The organism is Sphingobium sp. TomTYG73 (assembly GCF_055394245.1).
The window spans coordinates 104,898-120,025 of record NZ_AP027339.1 but is presented as its reverse complement, the minus strand read 5'-3'; the positions used below and the strand labels follow the sequence as shown (position 1 = coordinate 120,025).

General features: G+C 64.4%; 17 protein-coding genes. 4 read left to right on the top strand and 13 right to left on the bottom strand.

Annotation, left to right across the window (positions count from 1 at the left end):
- Positions 1-37 precede the first annotated feature (37 nt).
- From ACZ5TH_RS00605 to ACZ5TH_RS00595, 3 genes are all read right to left on the bottom strand, one after another.
- Positions 38-724 carry a glutathione S-transferase family protein gene (locus tag ACZ5TH_RS00605; RefSeq protein WP_464794258.1) on the bottom strand — a complete coding sequence of 229 codons (687 nt, stop codon included), beginning with the start codon at positions 722-724 and terminating at the stop codon, positions 38-40.
- Positions 725-866: 142 nt separating this feature from the next.
- Positions 867-1,019 (bottom strand): hypothetical protein, encoded by a 153-nt coding sequence (locus ACZ5TH_RS00600; protein ID WP_464794257.1) that lies wholly within the window; start codon positions 1,017-1,019, stop codon positions 867-869.
- A gap of 23 nt (positions 1,020-1,042) precedes the next feature.
- The gene (locus tag ACZ5TH_RS00595) at positions 1,043-2,635 is read right to left on the bottom strand and encodes an isocitrate lyase (RefSeq protein ID WP_464794256.1); all 1,593 of its coding nucleotides are present in this window, start codon (positions 2,633-2,635) and stop codon (positions 1,043-1,045) included.
- A gap of 141 nt (positions 2,636-2,776) precedes the next feature.
- Between ACZ5TH_RS00595 and ACZ5TH_RS00590 the strand changes: the two genes are divergently transcribed.
- Positions 2,777-4,177 carry a helix-turn-helix domain-containing protein gene (locus ACZ5TH_RS00590; RefSeq protein WP_464794255.1) on the top strand — a complete coding sequence of 467 codons (1,401 nt, stop codon included), beginning with the start codon at positions 2,777-2,779 and terminating at the stop codon, positions 4,175-4,177.
- 38 nt (positions 4,178-4,215) lie between these two features.
- On the opposite strand, the gene ACZ5TH_RS00585 is transcribed toward ACZ5TH_RS00590, so the two are convergent.
- Genes ACZ5TH_RS00585 through ACZ5TH_RS00575 form a run of 3 tightly spaced genes read right to left on the bottom strand, consistent with a single transcriptional unit; the run spans position 4,216 to position 5,841 of the window.
- A complete protein-coding gene (locus ACZ5TH_RS00585) occupies positions 4,216-4,626 on the bottom strand; it encodes an STAS/SEC14 domain-containing protein (RefSeq protein ID WP_449471140.1) in 411 nt (136 codons plus the stop codon).
- A 28-nt stretch (positions 4,627-4,654) separates the two neighbouring features.
- Entirely contained in the window at positions 4,655-4,858 is a 204-nt protein-coding gene (locus ACZ5TH_RS00580; RefSeq protein WP_196225314.1) for a hypothetical protein, read from the bottom strand.
- Positions 4,859-4,902: 44 nt separating this feature from the next.
- Complete coding sequence (locus tag ACZ5TH_RS00575; protein ID WP_464794254.1) at positions 4,903-5,841, bottom strand: right-handed parallel beta-helix repeat-containing protein; 939 nt, start codon at positions 5,839-5,841, stop codon at positions 4,903-4,905.
- 352 nt (positions 5,842-6,193) lie between these two features.
- Here ACZ5TH_RS00575 and ACZ5TH_RS00570 point away from each other — a divergent pair, with 352 nt between their 5' ends.
- The gene (locus ACZ5TH_RS00570; RefSeq protein ID WP_464794253.1) at positions 6,194-7,645 is read left to right on the top strand and encodes an ABC transporter substrate-binding protein; all 1,452 of its coding nucleotides are present in this window, start codon (positions 6,194-6,196) and stop codon (positions 7,643-7,645) included.
- Between the two features lie 17 nt (positions 7,646-7,662).
- On the top strand, positions 7,663-8,085 hold the full coding sequence (locus ACZ5TH_RS00565) for a DUF4112 domain-containing protein (RefSeq protein ID WP_464794252.1): 423 nt from the start codon (positions 7,663-7,665) through the stop codon (positions 8,083-8,085).
- Between the two features lie 6 nt (positions 8,086-8,091).
- On the opposite strand, the gene nadC is transcribed toward ACZ5TH_RS00565, so the two are convergent.
- The 3 genes from nadC to ACZ5TH_RS00550 form a co-directional block, all read right to left on the bottom strand.
- A complete protein-coding gene (nadC, locus tag ACZ5TH_RS00560) occupies positions 8,092-8,940 on the bottom strand; it encodes a carboxylating nicotinate-nucleotide diphosphorylase (RefSeq protein WP_464794251.1) in 849 nt (282 codons plus the stop codon).
- A 158-nt stretch (positions 8,941-9,098) separates the two neighbouring features.
- A complete protein-coding gene (nadA, locus tag ACZ5TH_RS00555; protein ID WP_464794250.1) occupies positions 9,099-10,085 on the bottom strand; it encodes a quinolinate synthase NadA in 987 nt (328 codons plus the stop codon).
- A 72-nt stretch (positions 10,086-10,157) separates the two neighbouring features.
- On the bottom strand, positions 10,158-11,036 hold the full coding sequence (locus ACZ5TH_RS00550; protein WP_464794249.1) for an MBL fold metallo-hydrolase: 879 nt from the start codon (positions 11,034-11,036) through the stop codon (positions 10,158-10,160).
- A gap of 89 nt (positions 11,037-11,125) precedes the next feature.
- Between ACZ5TH_RS00550 and ACZ5TH_RS00545 the strand changes: the two genes are divergently transcribed.
- Positions 11,126-12,022, top strand: coding sequence for a tyrosine recombinase XerC (locus tag ACZ5TH_RS00545; RefSeq protein ID WP_464794248.1), 897 nt, complete (start codon positions 11,126-11,128; stop codon positions 12,020-12,022).
- A 182-nt stretch (positions 12,023-12,204) separates the two neighbouring features.
- Here the strand turns inward: ACZ5TH_RS00545 and ACZ5TH_RS00540 are convergent, their stop codons facing one another.
- The 4 genes from ACZ5TH_RS00540 to rsmI all read right to left on the bottom strand — a co-directional run bounded on the left by ACZ5TH_RS00540 (position 12,205) and on the right by rsmI (position 15,128).
- Positions 12,205-12,804 carry a DedA family protein gene (locus tag ACZ5TH_RS00540; protein ID WP_464794247.1) on the bottom strand — a complete coding sequence of 200 codons (600 nt, stop codon included), beginning with the start codon at positions 12,802-12,804 and terminating at the stop codon, positions 12,205-12,207.
- Between the two features lie 127 nt (positions 12,805-12,931).
- On the bottom strand, positions 12,932-13,906 hold the full coding sequence (gshB, locus tag ACZ5TH_RS00535) for a glutathione synthase (RefSeq protein WP_464794246.1): 975 nt from the start codon (positions 13,904-13,906) through the stop codon (positions 12,932-12,934).
- A gap of 29 nt (positions 13,907-13,935) precedes the next feature.
- Positions 13,936-14,289: a YraN family protein gene (locus ACZ5TH_RS00530; RefSeq protein ID WP_464794245.1), complete on the bottom strand. Its 354-nt coding sequence runs from the start codon at positions 14,287-14,289 to the stop codon at positions 13,936-13,938.
- Complete coding sequence (gene rsmI / locus ACZ5TH_RS00525; protein ID WP_464794244.1) at positions 14,286-15,128, bottom strand: 16S rRNA (cytidine(1402)-2'-O)-methyltransferase; 843 nt, start codon at positions 15,126-15,128, stop codon at positions 14,286-14,288. The genes ACZ5TH_RS00530 and rsmI overlap by 4 nt, the downstream gene beginning before the upstream one ends.

Sequence of the window (15,128 nt, the reverse complement as noted above, 5' to 3'; positions counted from 1 at the left end):
TGCTGTTCCCGGGGATAGCAGGCTTGCAAGGGGCGAGTCAGGACGCGCGGTAATCCTGCATGATGCGGCCAGCGGCGCCCACATCCGCCTCATGGCTTTCCTCCCGCCAGGTTTCGGCGAGAGCAGCGGCCTCCCATTCCCGCATTGCGGGGTGGGCCAGCATGTGATCGACCCATCCGTGTGCCACTGGCCCGACATTCAGGTCATAGGTCCGCACCCGGAAGGCGACGGGCGCGTAGAAGGCGTCGATCGCGGTGAAGGCTGGCCCGGCGAGGAAGGGGCCGCCAAAGCGCTTCAGCCCCTCCCCCCACAATTCCGAAAGCCGCGCTATGTCGCGGTTCAGCTGTGGCGAGGGCAGGTCGCGTTCGACTCGCACGCCGACATTCATGGGGCATTCGTTGCGCAGGGTCGCAAAGCCGCTGTGCATTTCCGCAACGGCGCTTTGGGCGAAGGCGCGGGCGGATTCCTCCTGTGGCCATACGGCAGGGTGGCGATCGGCAAGATAGAGGGTGATGCCGAGGGAATCCCACACCGTCCGATCGCCATCGATCAAGGCTGGCACCTGCCCGGTTGGTGAAAAGTTGCGGAAGGCAGAGTAATTTATGCTCTGCACAAAGGGCTCAAGCCGATCCGCGAAGGGAATGCCGAGCGCCTTCATCAGCACCCAGGGACGCAGTGACCAGCTGGAATAATTCCGGTTCGCGCTAATGAGCGTGTAGGGCATGGAGGCTCTCCCGTCGGGTCTGACACCTTCAGGATAAGCGTCCGGCCGTTCGGGCGAAAGCGCAAAGCGGGCTTGACGGTGATTAGAAAAGCCTGCCGCCGGGATCACCGGAGGCAGGCTTTCTCTCATCGACAGCGGGCGATTATCGTAGGCGACCGAGCCGGTGATAAAGGTTAGCGAACTTCACCGAATCCGGCGTGTCTTTCACCTTCTGCAGATAATCAGCCACCGCCGTCCTGAGCAGCGAGAAATCCTCGGTCGAGAAAACCGCGCGGGACCTCGTGGGTTCATTCATTTCGTCCTCCTTTCCTTGGTTCTTCAAGCTGCAAACTGGTTCATCGTATTGTGGCTGCCGCCAGCCTTCAGTGCTGCCTCACCGGCGAAATATTCCTTGTGATCATCGCCAATGTCGCTGCCCGCCATATTCTGGTGCTTCACGCAGGCGATGCCCTCGCGGATTTCGCGGCGCTGGACGCCCTCAACATAGCCGAGCATCCCGGCGTCCCCGAAATATTCCCGCGCCAGATTGTCGGTCGACAGCGCAGCCGTGTGATAGGTCGGCAGGGTGATGAGGTGATGGAAGATGCCCGCCCGCGCTGCGGCATCCTTCTGGAAGGTGCGGATCTTTTCATCAGCCTCGCGGCCGAGGTCAGTCGCATCATAGTCCGCGCTCATCAACCGGGCGCGATCATAGGCGGAAACGTCCCTGCCCTCGGCCTGCCAGCTGTCGAATACCTGCTGACGGAAGTTCAGCGTCCAGTTGAAGCTCGGCGAGTTATTGTAAACCAGCTTGGCGTTCGGAATGACCTCGCGGACGCGGTCCACCATGCCCGCAATCTGTTCGACATGGGGCTTTTCGGTTTCGATCCACAGCAGATCGGCGCCGTTCTGAAGCGAGGTGATGCAGTCCAGGACGACCCGGTCCTCGCCCGTGCCGGGGCGGAACTGGAAGAGGTTGGACGCCAGGCGCTTGGGACGCAGCAGCTTGCCGTCGCGGGCGATGACGACATCGCCGCGCAGGGTCGATGGATCGGCGACCTCTTCGACATCGAGGAAGCTGTTATACTGGTCGCCAAGGTCGCCCGGCTCGCGGCTGAAGGCGATCTGCTTGGTGAGACCGGCGCCGAGCGAATCGGTACGCGCGACGATAATGCCGTCATCGATGCCGAGTTCGAGGAAGGCATAACGGCAGGCGCGGATCTTCGCGAGGAAGTCCTCGTGCGGAACGGTGACCTTGCCGTCCTGATGGCCGCACTGCTTTTCGTCCGAGACCTGATTCTCGATCTGGAGCGCGCAGGCGCCCGCCTCGATCATCTTCTTGGCGAGCAGATAGGTCGCTTCGGCGTTGCCGAAACCTGCGTCGATGTCGGCGATGATCGGGACGATGTGGGTTTCGTGATTGTCGATCGCGTTGGTGAGGCGATGGACCTCAACTTCATTGCCCGTCTCGCGGGCCTTGTCGAGGTCGCGGAACAGCATGCCGAGTTCGCGGGCGTCCGCCTGGCGCAGGAAGGTGTAGAGTTCCTCGATCAGCGCTGGGACGCTGGTCTTTTCGTGCATCGACTGGTCGGGCAGCGGGCCGAATTCGGAGCGCAGCGCCGCGATCATCCAGCCGGAGAGGTAGAGATATTTGCCCTTGGTCGTGCCGAAATGCTTTTTGATGCTGATCATCTTCTGCTGGCCGATGAAGCCATGCCAGCAACCCAGCGACTGGGTGTAGTTCGCCGGGTCGGCATCATAGGCGGCCATGTCGCGGCGCATGATCGCGGCGGTGTAGCGGGCGATGTCGAGGCCGGTGGGGAAACGGTTCTGGAGACGCATTCTGGCGACCGAATCGGCGGCGATGCCATTCCAGTTGGGCTCTTCGCCCAGCAGGGAGGAGGCGCGGGTGATTTGTTGGGCGTAGGTCATGGGAATCCCCTGAATGAATTGGCGAATTAAACGCGTTTTGGGGGAGGATGACCTGTGGCGGGAGGGGGTGTAAAGTTCAGTTGTCGATCTTTACAAACTTTCTCTGTATAGTTGTAATGTCTGCACAGGAGCGCAAGCGACATGGCCAAGGATCGTCCCGTCTATATGGGCCCGCGCTTGCGGCGGTTGCGGCGGGAGCTGGGGCTGACGCAGTCCGATATGGCGGCGGACCTCGAAATCTCCGCTTCCTATGTCGCGCTGCTGGAGCGGAACCAGCGGCCTCTGACCGCCGATATGCTGCTGCGGCTGGCGCGCACATACCGGATGGACATGAGCGAGCTGGCGGGCGACGGCGGCGCGGAGCAGACGGCACGGTTGCAGGCGGCGCTGAAGGACCCGATGTTCGCGGACATCGACCTTCCCACGCTGGCAATGCAGGATGTCGCGGTCAACTATCCGGGGTTCAGCGAAGCGTTATTGCGGCTGCATACAGCCTATCGCGAGGAGCAGATGGCGCTGGCGGATCGGAGCGGCGATCGCGCCGACGCTCCCGATGAAGCGCCGGACCCGGCGGCCGAGGCGCGCCGGTTCCTGGGCGCGCGGCGCAACAGTTTTCCGCCGCTGGACGATGCGGGGGAAAGGATCGCCGCGCAGATCGAACAAGCAGGCGGCACGGCAGCATGGCTGAAAAGCAAGCATGGCCTGCGCGTCCGGCGCCTGCCGCCCGATGTCATGGCGGGGTCGATGCGGCGGCTGGACCGGCATCGGGACGCGGTGCTGATCGACGATGCGCTGGACGGCGCGAGCACCGCCTTTCAGCTGGCGATACAGATCGCCTATCTGGAGATGCGCAGGGACATGGAGTCCCTGCTGAAGGACGGGCAGTTTTCCAGCGCGAGCGGACGGCAGCTGGCCCGCCAAGGCATCGCCAATTATGGCGCCGCCGCCATATTGATGCCCTATGCGGCCTTCGCCAAGGCGGTGGAGGCGCGGCGCTATGATGTCGAAGCGTTAGCCCGGCAGTTCGGAACGAGCTTTGAACAGACGGCGCACCGGCTGACCACGCTACAAAAGCCGGGGCACGAGCGAGTGCCTTTCTTCTTCCTGCGCGTCGATAGGGCGGGCAATGTCAGCAAGCGGCTGGACGGCGCAGGCTTTCCCTTTGCGCGGCATGGCGGATCATGCCCGCTCTGGTCGATCCATCATGTGTTCGAGCGGCCCGGCGAAGTGGTGACGCAATGGCTGGAACTGCCCGACGGACAACGGTTTTTCTCGATCGCGCGGAGGGTGACGGCGGGCGGCGGCGGCTGGGGGGCGCCGCGTGTGGAGCGGGCGATCGCGCTCGCCTGCGCGGCGGACCATGCCCATCGGCTGATATATACGCAGGGACTTGGAGCGTCCGAGCCGACACCGATCGGACTGACATGCCGCCTGTGCCACCGGAGCCAGTGCATGGCGCGATCCGCACCGCCCATCGGGCGTGAAATGCTGCCGGAGGACTATCGGCGGGGCTACGCGCCTTTCGGCTTTGCCGACGGTTGAGCAGCGCCGCAACCGCCGCACGAGCGATCCCGGTCGCTTCAGCCAGCGGCGCGCGTCTGCGGCGCCGACGAATCAGCAGGAGTCGCGAGCCAGTCGAGAGCCTCCTGCTCGGTTTCGAAATAGCCGTAGGTTGTGTTCATATTTTGCAGCCGTCTCGTCTGCATGCGCAGGAGCACCGAAGGCGAGACTACGGCGATGCGGCCGGTATCCGAATCCTTGTGCGTGTAGGAGAGGCGACCGAGCGCTTCGCTGACTTCGGGGGTATGGATTTCCGTGCGGCAGGTATTGACCAGAACGTCGCACGACGGATCCGCCGCGCGGACTTCTTCCTCGAGCGCGCGGCCGAACTGATCGACCGCATCCAGATTCCAGAAGCCGTAAGTGGTGATATGTAGCAGCTTGCGATCGCGGTCATAATCGACCTCGAAAAAGCCTTCCAACTTCTGCACAAGCCCTCCTAATCCAGAAGGACTGCGTTCAGTCCTCCTGCAAATCCAGCCAGGCAACCACATCATTGTCGGTCGCGATGAACAGCCCGTCCTGGATTTCCTGAGGCTGTTGCTGCGCTATATGCACGGCTTCGCTTAACGGGCCGTAAAAGAGGGTGGTCGCAGCGCCGCCTTCTTCGCTGTCGCTCAGATGATAAAGGCGGACGGTGGCGGAATCATAGGTGCTGCGCATGACGCCATTATCGGGCGGCGCAACCGAGGGCGCAAGCCGGACCGTCAGCGGCGATCGGTTACCTTGATGCCGGTCCCCAGGCGATTCGCGCCGATCTTCACCGCGTCGCCGGTGAAATTGGCGACGAAGCTGCTGCTGCGTTGCAGGCCGGGCACGAAAGACGCGCTGTTGCCAGCGATCGACAGGCCGCCGCTGTCATGTTCGCGCCCTTCCGGAGCGACGGTGATGAAGGCGCTGTAATTATCCTTGTCCCGGCCCTGCACCATTTCATTGCCGCTGATCTCACCACTCGCCCCGTTGGACAGGTCGATCATATAGTTGGTGAGGCGGCCGTGGCTGTCGTCGAAACTGTTGCCGGTGATGGTGACGCGGGGCGTGCGGGTTTTCAGATAATGGCCGCCATCGCCCTGATCGAATCGCGACCGCGTGACGGTAAGTTTGCCATATCGACCGATATAGATGCCATGGGCGCAATCCAGGTCGCGGTCGCACCGGCCAAGATGGCGGAAGGTGGATTTGTCGATCGTGACGCTGTTGCCCGGCGAGTCGCCGCTCAATATCCCTTCCTCGCTGTTGCGGAACAGGCTGTTGGTGACGGTGAGATTGCCGCCTTCCAGTCGGATGCCCGCGCCATTGCCGTCGGGCACGCGCAGATTCTGGAACACGATGCCGTCCACGCTGCTGGACCGGCCGCGCAAGACCAGTGCCGCCTTGCCTTCACATGGCATGCCGTCGAGGATGACGCTGCCCGCCGTCTGGGCGCGGAAGGCGACGTCCCCGCCCTGCTGCACCGCGCATTGCGCATAGGTGCCGGGCGCGATCAGGACCGTGCCCTTGCCATTGCCGATCGCCGCCACCGCATCCTTGAGCGAGGTGTAGCCGCGTCCGCTTTCGACCACAGTGAAGGGCGTCGGCATCCCCTGTGCCAGGGCAGCGGCGCCAGCGGCGGCGGAAACGAGCAGGATCGTCGAAAGGATACGCATAACTAAAGACATAGACGGTTGGGAAAGGGCGGCCAATGCGGAGTCGTGGTTAATGAAATCCTGTTCCGGGACAGGGGGGCTTTTTTGCTGGGTGTAGGTGCATCGGAGTCACCCGTTCGGGCTGAGCTTGTCGAAGCCCTTCCCTTCCTTCTGACGCATTGTGCTTGAAAAAGTAGAGCCCCCTTCGACTGCCCGCCTGCGGCAGGCGCTCAGGACAGGCTTCGACAAGCTCAGGGCGAACGGGGGAAAGTGATTTTGATTGAACGATCGTCGCTCTAAACGCTTCAACTTGAGCCTGATAAACCCTAAGCCTGTCATACACATGACCGTGGCTGCTCCCCTGCTTCGATCGATGGCTGTCCTTCTGGGCGCGGCCGCGATGATCGCGGGCTGTTCGCAGGAGGCAAGCGGGCCGGTGGTGGTGAGCGTGATCGGATCACCCACGGATTTCGCCAAACCAATCGAGAACCTGCCCAATCCGGGTGCCAAGCTGATCCTGGAGGCGACGGCGCAGGGGCTGGTCGCCTTTGACGCCAGCGGCGAGATATTGCCCGCGCTGGCCCAGCGCTGGATCGTCGAGGAGGATGGGCGCAGCTATATCTTTCGCCTGCGGCGCGCGCTATGGGCCGATGGGACGAAGGTGACGGCGAAGACTGTCGCGCAGCTGTTGATGGCGCGGATCGAGACGTTGCGTCGGCTGGACCCGGACGGGCCGCTGGACGCGGTGGAGGCGGTCGTGCCGATGACCGGCGAGGTGATCGAGATCCGCCTGTCCCAGCCCCGCCCCTATTTGTTGCAGATGCTGGCGCAACCGCAAATGGCGCTGTTGTCGCGGCAGGGCGGCACCGGGCCTTACCGGCGCGAACCATGGGGCAAGGCGTTGACGCTGACGCCGATCGACAAGGCGCCCCGCGACGACGATGGGGAGGAGGCGAAGGCGGCGGCGTGGGAGACACGCATATTGCGCGCGGACAGAGCCGCGCTGGCCATCATTCGTTTTCGTGAGGGCAAGGCGGCGGCGGTGCTGGGCGGGCGGTTCGCCGACCTGCCGCTGCTGGTGCCAGCCGGGGTTGATCGCGATGCGGTGCGGATCGACCCGGTGCAAGGGCTGTTGGGATTTGCCGTGACCGGCAAGGGCAAGCTGCTGGACGATGACGGCGTGCGGCGGGCGATCAACATGGCGATCGATCGCAGCCAGTTGCCCATCCTGTTTCCGCTGGGCGGGTGGGCCATTACCGACAAGATCGTGCCTACGCAGCTTGATCTGCCTCGGCCCCCGACTGCGCCGGATTGGACAGCGATGCCGTTGGGGGACCGGCGAGCGGCGGCCAGTGCGGTCATCACGCGATGGCGCCGCGACAATGGCGACGCTCCGGTGCTGCGAGTGGCTTTGCCGCAAGGGCCGGGGGCGACGAGCCTGTTCGCGCTCGTCCGCCATGACCTGGCGATGATCGGGTTGGGCGTCGAGCGGGTGGGCATGAAGGATGATGCCGACCTGCGGTTGATCGATGAAGTCGCCGCCTATGACAGCGTGCTCTGGTATCTCGGCCGCGCCGGATGCGCGCGCAAGGTGCATTGCTCGGTGGAGGCCGACGCCCAATTGCGGGCGGCGAGCATGGCGGGCAGCGCGGCCGAGCGCATGGCGCGGGTGGCGCAGGCCGAGGCGCTGATGCAGGCGCATAACGGCTATATTGCCTTGGGCGCGCCGGTGCGCTGGTCGCTGGTGTCGCGGCGGCTGACCGGATTCATGCCTTCGCCCCGCGCGCGGCATCCATTGAACCATCTGTTCCGCGCCACCAATTAGGGGGCAGGAGGAACATGATGGCGTTATCGCAAGACCAGTTTGACCGCGTGGTGCGTGACATGCCGGGCTTTGGCCGCGACCCCGCTTCGGTGCGGCGGCGGATCGAAGCGATGGAAGCGATGCTGGAAGGATTGTTCGTCATTCCCGGTACGAACCGGCGCGTCGGGCTGGACAGCCTGGTCGGGTTGATCCCGGTGGTGGGTGATTTGGCGACTGCGGCCATGGGCGCTTGGATCGTGTGGGAAGCGCGGAACCTGGGCATGCCGAAATGGCAGCTGGCACGCATGGCGGCCAATGTGGGGTTCGACACGCTCGTCGGCGCGATCCCGTTCGCGGGCGATGTGTTCGACTTTTTGTTCAAGTCCAACACGAAGAACCTGCGGATCATCCGCAGGCATTTGGACAAGCATCATCCCTCGACGGTGACGATCGAGGGTTAAGAGGCTTTACGCGAAGGCGAAGTCCAGGCCGATGTCGGCAGCGGGGGCGGATTGGGTGAGTCGGCCGACGCTGATGTAGGTGACGCCGGTTTCAGCCTTGGCACGGATGGTCTGGAGCGTGACACCGCCTGAGGCTTCGGTGGGCACGCGGCCGCCGACCAATGTCACCGCGCCGCGCAGGGTGGGCGCGTCCATGTTGTCGAGTAGCAGGTGGGTGGCTCCGGCGGCGAGCGCGGGTTCGATCTGGTCGATGCGGTCGACCTCTACGATGATGCTTTTGATCCCAGCGGCGGCGGCGCGGCGGACGGCTTCCTCGACCGATCCTGCGACCGCAACATGATTGTCCTTGATCATCGCCGCGTCCCACAGGCCCATGCGGTGATTGGTCGCACCGCCCTGCCGCGTCGCATATTTTTCGAGGACGCGGAGGCCCGGAATGGTCTTGCGCGTGTCGAGCAGGGTCGCGCCGGTGCCCATGATCGCGTCGACATAAGCGCGGGTCATGGTGGCGATGCCGGTCAGGTGCTGGACGGTGTTGAGGGCGGAGCGCTCCGCCGTCAACATCGCGCGTGCCTTGCCACGGATGCGCATGATGTCGGTGCCTGGCGCGACGCGGTCGCCGTCTTGGCGGAGTAGCTCGATCTCGACGTCAGGGTCGAGGGCGCGGAAGAAGGCGGCGGCGATGGGGAGGCCAGCGAGCGTCACCGCGTCGCGGCTGTCCATCACGCCTTCGAAGATCGCGTCGGCGGGGATGACTGCTTCGCTGGTGACATCGCAGCTGTCAGGGCCGAGGTCTTCGGCGAGGGTGGAGGCGATGAAGGCGTCTAGGTCGAAGCCGGGCAAGGTGAAGGTCATCTGGCCTCTCTGTGCATTGATCGGAGTGGGATAGCAAACGCAGGCGGCGCTCACCGCGTCGTCATCCCGGCCTTGAGCCGGGATCCCGCTTTCACACGATTGAACGTAAAGCGGGACCCCGGGTCAAGCCCGGGGTGACGGAAAACAAGGAGCATGCCTTAGCGATTGCCCACGTCGCCCTTCCCTACCGTGCCGCTAGCCAGTTCCAGCATCCGGTCTAGGCTCTTCTTCGCGGCGAGGCGGAGGCCTTCTTCCATTTCGATGCGGGGCTGGAGGTCGCGCAGGGCGAGGTACAGCTTTTCCATCGTGTTGAGCGCCATATAGGGGCAGACGTTGCAGTTGCAGTTGCCGTCCGCGCCGGGAGCGCCGATGAAGTTCTTGTCCGGCACTGACTTGCGCATCTGGTGGATGATGTGCGGTTCGGTGGCGACGATCAGCGTGTCGCCGGTCATCGTCTTGGCATATTGCAGGATGCCGCTGGTCGAACCAACATAATCGGCATGATCGACGATATAGGGCGGGCATTCGGGATGCGCGGCGATGGGGGCGTCGGGGTGCTGGGCCTTGAGCTTTAGCAGTTCGGTTTCGCTGAAGGCTTCGTGGACGATGCAGACGCCGGGCCAGAGCAGCATCTCGCGGTTGAACTTGCGCTTCAGATAACCGCCCAGATGCTTGTCGGGGCCGAAGATGATCTTCTGGTCGCGGGGAATCTGGGAGAGGATCGTTTCCGCCGAGGAGCTGGTGACGATGATGTCAGAGAGCGCCTTCACCTCGGCCGAGCAGTTGATGTAGCTCAAGGCGATGTGGTCGGGATGCGCTTCGCGGAACGCCTTGAACTGGGCGGGCGGGCAGCTGTCCTCAAGCGAACAGCCAGCGTCCATGTCAGGCAGGACGACGATCTTTTCGGGGCTCAATATCTTGGCGGTTTCGGCCATGAAGCGCACGCCGCAAAAGGCGATGACGTCGGCGTCGGTTTCCGCCGCCTTGCGGGACAGTTCGAGGCTGTCGCCGACGAAATCGGACAGGTCCTGAATTTCGGGCTTTTGATAATAATGGCCGAGGATGACGGCGTTGCGTTCCTTGCGCAGCCGGTCGATCTCCGCGCGCAGGTCGGTCCCCTGCGGGATTCCGGTGATGGCGTTCATGTCCCTAACTCCTCACGGCCTTTGACCGCGCCACTAGCGGGCGGCGCGGCGGTTGGCCAGTAACTGTTTCCCCTAGCGCAATTGCCAGCGGCCATCCCCTGCGACCTCCGCCACGCCACGCCCGTTCAGGTCGATAAGGTGAGCAAGGACCGAACGCCCGGCGGCGGGATGAAGGCGCGGATCGACGCCTTTATACATTTGCGCCACCATCGCCGGGATTTCGGACGCGCCGTGGCGCTGAAGGAAGCGCATGATCTGCCCTTCCCGCTGCTTGCGATGCCCCATCATGCCACGCACCAGACGGCGCGGATTGGGCACCGGATCGCCGTGGGCGGGATAATAGATGGCATCATGCCGATCGAGCAGCCGCTGCATCGAGCGCATATAGTCGGCCATGTCCCCGTCCGGGGGCGAGATGACGCTGGTGGACCAGCCCATGACATGATCACCGGTAAAGAGGGCGTTTTCCTCGGTCAGCGCAAAGCAGAGATGGTTGGAGGTGTGGCCGGGCGTGGCGACGGCTTCGAGTGTCCAGCCCTCGCCTGTCACCTGTTCGCCGTCGGCGAGGATGCGGTCGGGCGTATAGGAAGGATCGAAGGCGGCGTCGGCGCGCGGGCCGTCATCGTCCAGCACCAGCGGCGCGCAGCCGATGATGGGCGCGCCGGTCTGTGCCGAGAGCGGCGCGGCGGCAGGGCTGTGGTCGCGATGGGTGTGGGTGCACAGGATTGCCCGCACGGGGCGGTCTGCGATCGCGGCGAGCAGCGCGGCGAGATGATCGGGATCGGCGGGGCCGGGATCGATCACCGCCACGTCGGTTGACCCGACCAGATAGGTCTGGGTGCCCGTATAGGTGAAGGGCGACGGATTGGGCGCAAGAACACGGCCAATGCGCGGCGAGATTTGCAGCAGCGTGCCCGTGGGCATGTCGGCCATGTCAGGTGCGGTTGCCATGCGCTCCATGTGCCTATCTGGCCGGGATTTTCAAGGGCCGGTTGATCGGGGGATTCCGTTTGGTGACGCCATCGCCTAGACTTGGCGCCATGAGCGCGAGTGGTGATCTTGTGGAAGCATGGCGGCAGCATCTGGCGCTGGACCGGCGGCGCTCGACGCATACGGTGCGCGCCTATATGGCGACGGCGGAGCGGTTGATCGCGTTCCTGACGGAGCATCGCGGGGAAGCGGTGACGGCGGCGGGGTTGGCGCGGGTGGATCAGGCTGACCTGCGGGCGTTCCTGACGGCGCGGCGGATGGACGGGATCGGCAACGGATCGGCGGCGCGGGAATTGTCGGCGGTGCGCGGGTTCCTGAGGTTCGTCGGTGGCGAGGATGCGCGGGTGCCGCTGCTGAAAGGGCCGAAGGTGAAGCGGGGTCTGCCCCGGCCGATCTCCCCTGACGAGGCGGTGGCGCTGGCGGGTGAGATTGCGGAGACGGCGCGCGAGGGATGGATCGGCGCGCGGGACTGGGCGGTGCTGTTGCTGCTTTATGGCGCGGGGCTGCGGATCGGCGAGGCGATGGGGCTGATGGGCGACGTGCTGCCGCTGGGCGATACGCTGCGGGTGACGGGCAAGCGGGGCAAGAGCCGACAAGTGCCGCTGCTGCCGCAGGTGCGCGCGGCGATCGAGGCTTATGTGGCGGTTTGCCCTTATCCTGTGGAGCGGGATGAGGCGCTGTTTCGGGGGGCGCGGGGTGGTCCGCTGTCGGCGGCTTTGATCCGGCGCGCGGTGCAGGGTGCGCGCGGAAGGCTGGGGCTGTCGGATCGGACGACGCCACATGCTTTGCGGCACAGCTTTGCGACGCATTTGCTGGGGCGCGGGGCGGATTTGCGGTCTTTGCAGGAATTGTTGGGGCATGCCAGCCTGTCATCGACGCAGATTTATACGCAGGTGGATGCGGCGCATTTGCTGGATGTCTATCGGAATGCGCATCCTCGGGCTTGAGTTGGGCGGAGGGACGCTGTTCCCCTCCCGTAAACGTTCAAACGAGGCACGTGACTCGTTTGAAGGGTTAGGGGTGGGCGCGAGCGTAGCGAGCTTCGACCTCGCCGTTACAAGACTCAATCCAACGTTGCGCCAGCCCACCCCCTAGCCCCCTCCCGCCTGCGGGAGGGGGAACAGCCCACTCACCCCCTCGGCTTCCAGGTTGCCAAGCGCCAGAGGTAGAGCGCAATTGCCCCGACCACGCACGCCGTCGCCGCGGGCCCCACATATTTGTCGATGTCGCGGAAATTCTGGCCGAGGACATAGCCTGCATAGGCAAGGATGATGTTCCAGATCAAAGCGCCGCCCGCCGTCCAGGCGAGAAATTTGCCATGTCCCATGCGGAACAGGCCCGCTGGGAGCGAGATCATGGTGCGGAAGGCGGGGAGGAAGCGGAACACGAATACGACGATCTGGCCGTATTTGCCGAATATATGGTCGAGCGCCTCAACGTCCCGCCATTCCAGCGTAGCCCAACGACCATAGCGGTCCACCAGCGGCTTGAGTCGTGCGAAGCCCAATATATGGCCGACCAGATACCAGAAATAATTGCCGACCGTGGTGCCCAGCGTGCCCGCGACGAGCAGCCACTCCATCGCCATGCGGCCTTGGCCGACGCGGATGCCGCCGATGCCCATGATGAGTTCGGACGGGATCGGGGGGAAGACATTTTCGATGACCATCAGGGCGAAAATGCCCCAATAGCCGCCTGCGTCGATGAGGTGGAGGACCCAGTTGGTCATACTTCGTCATTCCAGCGGAGGCTGGAATCTCTTTCGAGCTGCACGGCTTGGGGCACGAGGTCCCAGCGTTGGCTGAAGCCGCCCTTTGGGTCACTGAGATGACGGGAGTGGGACGGCAGGGGGTGGCTCAAGCAGCTACTCTTGCCGCCAGACGCGCATCGATGGCGTCCCAGATCATGGCACCGGTGTCTGTGCCGTTGAAGGCGTCGATCGACACGATGCCGGTCGGGGACGTCACGTTGATTTCGGTCAGCCATTCGCCGCCGATTACGTCGATCCCGACGAACAGCAGTCCACGCTGCTTGAGTTCCGGCCCCATGGCGGCGCAGATTTCCAGTTCCCGGTCGGTGAGTTCTGTGCGTGCGGCTGATCCGCCCACAGCGAGGTTGGAGCGGATTTCGCCTGCGCCGGGGATGCGGTTGATGGCGCCCGCGATTTCGCCGTCGATGAGGACGATGCGCTTGTCGCCTTGCGCGACGCCGGGAATGAAGGCCTGAACCATGAAGGGCTCGACCCATGAAGCGTTGAACAGTTCCACGAGCGCGGAGATGTTCGCGCCGGACTGACCGACATGGAAGACCGCGTTGCCCGCATTGCCGTAAAGTGGCTTGACCACGATCTCGCCATGTTCGGCGAGGAAGCTGCGGACTTCCGCAAGGTCGCGGGTGATCATGGTCGGCGGCATGAAGCGCGCATAGTCGAGCACGAACAGCTTTTCGGGCGCGTTACGGACGGCAGCGGGATCGTTCACCACCAGCGTTTCGGCCTGCACCCTCTCCAGCAAATGGGTGGCGGTGATGTAGCTCAGGTCAAAGGGCGGGTCCTGGCGCATGAGGACGACATCGACGTCGCGGCCGAGGTCGAGCAGTTCGGGCTCGCCAAGGGCGAAATGATCGCCTTGGACCTTCTGAACCTTTACCGGGCGCGCCTTCGCCAGCACGCGGCCGTCGCGATAGGTGAGGTCGGGCGCGAGATAATGGTAAAGGCGATGCCCCCTCGCCTGCCCTGCCAGCATGATGTGGAAGGTGGAATCGCCCGCGATGTTGATCCCTTCCATCGGATCCATCTGCACGGCGATGGTGAGGGGGTTGAGCTCAGTCATGTCCAATCCTTTTTCCGGGGATGAAAGGATCAGCCCCCATGCCAGACATTCGCCAGATGGCGCGGCGGACGGCCCGGCGCAAGGAGGATCACGTCGATCCGCATGTCGTCGCCCGGCTTTGCAAGGTCGTAGAAGAGCATTTCGGCTGCGGACGCGACGCGGGACAGGCGGCGTTCGTCGATCGCAAGGTCAAGATCGGCGGCGGTGGCGCGGGCCTTTACCTCGATAAAGGCGAGCATCGCGCCGCGTCTTGCAACAAGGTCTACCTCGCCGGCGGGTGTGCGCAGGCGGCGGCCGACGATCTGCCAGCCTTTGAGCCGCAGCCACCATGCGGCGATGCGCTCTGCCTGTCGCCCGCGTTGTTCGGCCTGTTGGCGCTTCATCCTTTCAGTTCCAGGGCTCGGTCGTAAAGGGCGCGGCGGTCGAGGCCGAGTTTCTTGGCGACCTCTCCGGCGGCCTTGGAGACGGGGAGCCGTTCCATGGCCTCTATCAGGGCGGCGTCGGCGTCCTCGGCACTGGCGGGCAGAGCTTCGCCGGGCGGGCCGACGATGACGACAATCTCGCCCTTGGGCGGGGCGTCGGCGTAGCGGGCGGAAAGTTCGGTCAAGGTGCCGGTGCGGGTTTCCTCGAAGGTCTTGCTGATTTCGCGGGACACGGCGGCTTCGCGGTCGCCCAGCCCCTCGGCCATGGCGGCGAGGCTTTCCGACAGGCGCGGGCCGCTTTCGTAGAAGATGAGGGTGGCGCGCAGGGCGGCGACTTCAGCCAGGGTGTCGGCGCGGGCCTTTTGCTTCACCGGCAGGAAGCCCATGAAGAGGAAGCGGTCGGTGGGCAGGCCCGACAAAGTGAGCGCGGCGATGGCGGCGCTGGGGCCGGGCAGCGTTATGATGTTGCGACCGGCGGCGCGGGCGTCGCGGACGAGCTTGTAGCCGGGGTCGGAGATGAGGGGGGTGCCAGCGTCGGACAGGAGCGCGACCGATTCGCTCGCCATCCGCTCGATCAGGCGGGCGCGGACGCCTTCGGCGCTGTGATCGTGATAGGGGATCATTGGGCGATCCGACCCCGCGTGACGCAGCAAACGTGCGCTCACCCGTGTATCTTCCACGGCGATCACATCGGCAAGGCGCAGGACTTCCGCCCCGCGCGGGCTAAGGTCTCCGAGGTTGCCGATCGGCCCCGCAACGATGTAAAGCCCGGGCTCCAGCCCAGAAGTTGTATCTTCCAT